The organism is Arhodomonas sp. KWT (genome assembly GCF_010993615.1).
This window is the reverse complement of the sequence record NZ_WNXE01000174.1, coordinates 1-4,693: the sequence shown is the minus strand read 5'-3', so window position 1 is coordinate 4,693 and position 4,693 is coordinate 1. Positions and strand designations below refer to the sequence as shown.

Annotated in this window: 4 protein-coding genes; 1 reads left to right on the top strand and 3 read right to left on the bottom strand. The window is 72.2% G+C overall.

Annotated elements, in window-relative coordinates:
* Positions 1-402 precede the first annotated feature (402 nt).
* Positions 403-1,839, top strand: a complete 1,437-nt coding sequence (locus G7A99_RS16010) for a PLP-dependent aminotransferase family protein (protein WP_163141966.1) — start codon at positions 403-405, stop codon at positions 1,837-1,839.
* A gap of 12 nt (positions 1,840-1,851) precedes the next feature.
* On the opposite strand, the gene G7A99_RS16005 is transcribed toward G7A99_RS16010, so the two are convergent.
* From G7A99_RS16005 to G7A99_RS15995, 3 genes are all read right to left on the bottom strand, one after another.
* Positions 1,852-2,676 carry a F0F1 ATP synthase subunit gamma gene (locus G7A99_RS16005; protein WP_163141963.1) on the bottom strand — a complete coding sequence of 275 codons (825 nt, stop codon included), beginning with the start codon at positions 2,674-2,676 and terminating at the stop codon, positions 1,852-1,854.
* Positions 2,673-4,130 (bottom strand): F0F1 ATP synthase subunit alpha, encoded by a 1,458-nt coding sequence (locus G7A99_RS16000; RefSeq protein WP_163141960.1) that lies wholly within the window; start codon positions 4,128-4,130, stop codon positions 2,673-2,675. Before G7A99_RS16000 ends, G7A99_RS16005 begins: the two co-directional genes overlap by 4 nt.
* Positions 4,127-4,693, bottom strand: a 567-nt coding sequence (locus tag G7A99_RS15995; protein WP_163141957.1) for a F0F1 ATP synthase subunit delta, incomplete at its 5' end; no start/stop codon positions are given. The genes G7A99_RS16000 and G7A99_RS15995, both read right to left, overlap by 4 nt.

Sequence of the window (4,693 nt, the reverse complement as noted above, 5' to 3'; positions counted from 1 at the left end):
CCGATCAGACGGTTGTAGAAGTGGCCCTCGCGCTCGAGGCGGGATTCCCAGCCGACCAGGTCGTCCCAGTAGTCGGCGAAGGTCGGGGTGTACTGATGGTACTCGTTGCCCTTGTCGGAATTCAGAACGGCTGACATCGGTCGTTCCTCATGAAATTGCGTGGTCACAGATGACCCGGCCGCAATCGACGGCCGGGCCCGCTCACCCATCGGTAGACGGCTGTGCCGTCGCCCGTGCCGGGCACGGGTGGTCAGCGATGGGAGCGGCGGGCCCCGCGACACCGGGGAGGTCCCGGTGGGGCCCGACCACGACCGCTGCTTACCTTAGGGAAAGGCTGGCGGCAGACACAGATTCAGTTGCGGGCAATGCTGACCGGTACAGTTTGGCCTATCATGGGCCGCGATGAGTGATTACCTCTACGAACGCGTCGCGGCAGGAATACAGACACAGATCGAACAGGGCACCTACGCCCCGGGCGAGCGCCTGCCCGGCGTGCGCAAGCTCCGCCGCCAGTACGGCGTCAGTGTCGCCACGGCGGTGGCCGCCTGCGAGCTGCTGGAGCAGCGCGAGATCCTGGAGGCGCGGCCCCGCTCGGGCTTCTACGTGCGCGGCCGTGCACGCCACGCCACGGCGCCACCGGAGGTCAGTGCCGAGGAGACACCGGGGCCGTCCCTGGTCTCCGGCCAGGAGCGGGTTCTCGAGCTCGTACAGGCCCATCACGATCCGGACCTGATGTCCCTGGGCGCCGCGGTACCGGATGCCGGGTTTCTGCCCGGGGCGGCACTGGACCGATCCTTTGCGCGGGTACGCCGGCGCGCACGCCGGCGCATCGCCGGCTACGACTTCCCGCCGGGCAGCTCGGAGCTGCGCGTGCAGGTCGCCCGGCGCATGGCCGATGCCGGCTGCAGCACCGGCCCGGACGAGCTGGTCGTGACCTCCGGTTGCCAGGAGGCGCTGGTGCTGAGCCTGCGGGCGGTGGCAAACCCGGGGGAGGTGGTGGCCATCGAGTCGCCGACCTTCTACGGCATCCTCCAGGCAATCGAGTCCCTGGGCATGCGTGCACTGGAGATCGCCACGGACCCCGCCGACGGCATGATCCCGGACGCGCTCGCCCACGCCCTCAGGACCTGGCCGATCCGCGCCTGCGTGATGATGCCGAGCTTCGGCAACCCGCTGGGCCACCTGGCCCCGCCGGCGCGCAAGGCCGCGCTGGTGGCGCTTCTGCGCGAGCATGGCGTGCCGCTGATCGAGGACGACGTCTACGGCGAGCTCGCCTTCAACAGCGTGCGTCCGTGGGCCGCCAAGGCCTACGACGAGGACGGCGACGTCCTCTACTGCAGCTCCTTCTCCAAGACCCTGGGCGCGGGGCTCAGGGTGGGCTGGGTGGCACCGGGGCGCTACCGCGACCGGGTAATGTATCTCAAGTACGCCGGCAGCCAGGCGAGCCCCACGGTCACCACCCTCGCGGTAGCGGACTACCTGGAGCAGGGCGGCTACGAGCGGCACCTCCGACGCGCCCGCCGGCGCTACGAACGCCAGGTGCGGCGCTTCGTGGACGCGATCGGCCGCCACTTCCCGGAAGGCACACGGGTGACGCGCCCGCGCGGCGGATTCGTGATCTGGGTGCAGCTGCCGCGGAGCACCGACGCCGTCATCCTCCAGCAGCGTGCCCGGGCGGTGGGGATCAGCATCGCCGCGGGCCCGATCTTCTCCTCGAGCGGACGCTACCGCGACTGCCTGCGCCTGAACTGCGCGCACCCGTGGACAGACACGGTGGCGGACGCCGTCGCCCGGCTCGGCACCATCGCCCGCGAGCTGCACCGGGAGGGGATCAGCTGAGCCGCCGAGCCGTCACTCGCGGTGCAGGGGCGCCAGTGCCGTCTCACCGAGCAGGATCACCTCGATCTCCTCGGTGATCTCCTCCTGGCGCAGCGCCTGGCCGCGCCGCCTGAGTGCCGCACGGCGTTCGTCGAGCCGGCGCACGGCGACGTCGAGGTGCTGGGTTCTCTGCTCGTTCTCCGCGGTGAGCGAGGACAGGACGACGTCCCGGAGTGCGGCCGTGAGGTGGTAGTCCAGCAGCTCACGCAGGAAGTCCCCGGGGGAGAGGTTGAGCAACGGCGGATTGCCGGCACCGTGCACCGCCGGCGGCTCTGGGGACGGCGGAAAGATCTGCCGGTGGCGGACTCCGACGCCGCCGGGGACCTGATAGACGGCGGTGATCCGCGGTGGCCCGAGGCCCTCGATGAACCGTGCAAACGCCGCCAGCGTCGCCGTGAGCACGGGCTCCACCTCGTCGGCGACCACCGGCCCATCCAGCGCCCCGACCATCGGCACACCCGCCGGCAGCCGGCCGGGCAGGCGCCGGCCCACGGTCAGGCAGGGCGCGCCCGCGGGGACCGCCGCCGCGACCCGGCGGTTGAAGTCCCCCACGAATCCGCGCTCGCTGCCCACGGCCAGGGTTACCGGCGTGCCGGCATCCGGCAGGAGCGTCCCGCCATAGTGCTGCCAGAAGGCCCGGGAAGCCGTGTCGATGACCGCACTCACACCGGCCTGATGGGTCTGAAGCCTGGCCAGCGTACGTGCCTCGACAGCCGCGAGGGTCTTCATGCTCCCGAGTATCTCGCCGAGCTCGCCAAGCGTCGCGATCCGGGCCTCCACCCGGGCCCGGCCACTCACCGCCCGCCCCCGAGCCAGCCACGCAGGGCCTCCAGCCAGGCGTCCCGCGGCGAATCCAGGGTCAACCCGCTGGCACCCACGTGCAGGAGCAGGTCATTCAGCCGGGCCGCCGCCTGTTCCGGACCCAGGTCATCGAGCAGCCCCGCCTGGTAGGCGATCATCCAGGCGAGGTCGAACACCACCGGCACCGGCGCCAGCCGGTCCTGCTTCAACAGCTCCCGCAGCAGCCGCCCGCGTTCAAGGCGCCGCTCCATGCTCGCCTCCAGACGGGCACCAAAGCGGGTGAACACCTCCATCTCCAGGAACTGGAGGTAGTCCAGCCGCAGGTGGGCGGCCGCCGCGCGCACCGCCGGGTGCTGGGCCTGGCCGCCGATGCGCGAGACCGAGCGGGCGACGTCGATCGCCGGGCGGAACCCCCCGGCGAAGAGGTCGCGGTCGAGATACACCTGGCCATCGGTGATGGAGATCAGGTTGGTGGGGATGTACGCGGCGATCTCGCCCTGCTGGGTCTCCACCACCGGCAGGGTGGTCATCGAGCCGCCGCCCTCCGACGGCGCCAGGGCGGTGGAGCGTTCCAGCAACCGGGCGTGAAGGTAGAAGATATCGCCGGGATAGGCCTCGCGCCCCGGCGGGCGGCGCAGCAGCAGCGAGAGCTCGCGGTAGGCGCGGGCGTGGGTGGACAGGTCGTCGTAGACGACCAGGGTGTCGTGGCCGCGGTACATCCACTCCTCGGCCAGGGCGCAGGCGGCGAACGGGGCGAGGTATTTCATGCCCGGCAGGCTTACCGCCTCGGCCACCAGCACCACCGTATGCGCCAGCGCGCCGTTCTGGCGCAGGGTCTCCACCGTGGACAGGGTGGTGGAACGCTTCTGCCCGATCAGGCAGTACACGCAGAGCACGCCCTGGTCGCGCTGGTTGATCACCGCGTCCATGGCGATGGCGGAGCGGCCGGTGCCCTCGTCACCGATGAGCAGCTGGCGCTGGCCACGGCCCACAGGCACCAGCGTGTCGATGATCCGCGTGCCGGTGTAAAGCGGCCGGTCGACGAACGCGCGGGCGGTGATCGGCGGTGACGGCGCCTCCAGGGGGCGGCGGGCGCGCGTCTGCGGCGGCGGATCACCGTCCAGGGGGCGCCCCAGCGGGTCGACCACGCGGCCGAGCAGAGCGTCCCCCGCGCCGATGGCGAGACCGCCGCGCAGGGGCATGGCGCGGGTGCCCGCCTCCAGCCGGTCCGTCTCCTCCAGCAGGATGGCACCGAGCCGTCCCTCGGTGAGCTCGAAGACGAGCCCGCGGCTGCCGTCCTCGAAGCGCAGCACGTCGTCCATGCCCGCCGAGGGCAGGCCGTCCACCCAGGCGATGCCGTCGCCCACGGAGATCACCGTGCCCTGTTCGCGCACCCGCAGACCGGGGCGGTAGCCGGCAAGACGCCCGGCGGTGGTCGCGCCCCGGCTCATGCGGTCTCCCCGGCGAAGAACGCCAGCTCGTCGGCGACATCGGCCTTGAGCACCCAGGCACCGACACGCAGGCGCACACCCGCGATCAGCGCCGGATCCTCGCTGAAACGCCACTCGCGGCCGGCGCCCAGCCGCGCTTCCACCGCCTCACGCAGGGCATCGCGGTCCGTCGCCGCCAGTGTGTAGGCACTCACCACCTCCATGGGCCCCTCGGCCTCGCGCATGCGCGCGAGCTGCGCCTCGTCCAGGCCGGCCAGGTCCTCGACGGCCATGTCGATGAGACTGCGCTCCAGCGCGGGGGAGGCGGCACGCTCCAGCAGCCGTGCGGCGAGCCCGGCGGCAAGGGAACGGACCTCCGCCTCGTGACGCTCGGCCTCGCGTTCCACCCCCCGCTCGGCGAGCGCGGCAACCTTGCGGCGCTCGGCGTCGAGTTCGTCCTCCAGGGCCGTCATGGCCCGGCGCCGCTCCGCGGCGATCTCCTCGTCCAGCGCCGCCCGTGCGCGCTCCCGCTCGGCGGCCCATTCCGCCTGGCGGGCCTCGTAGTCCTGCCGCAGGGTCTCGGC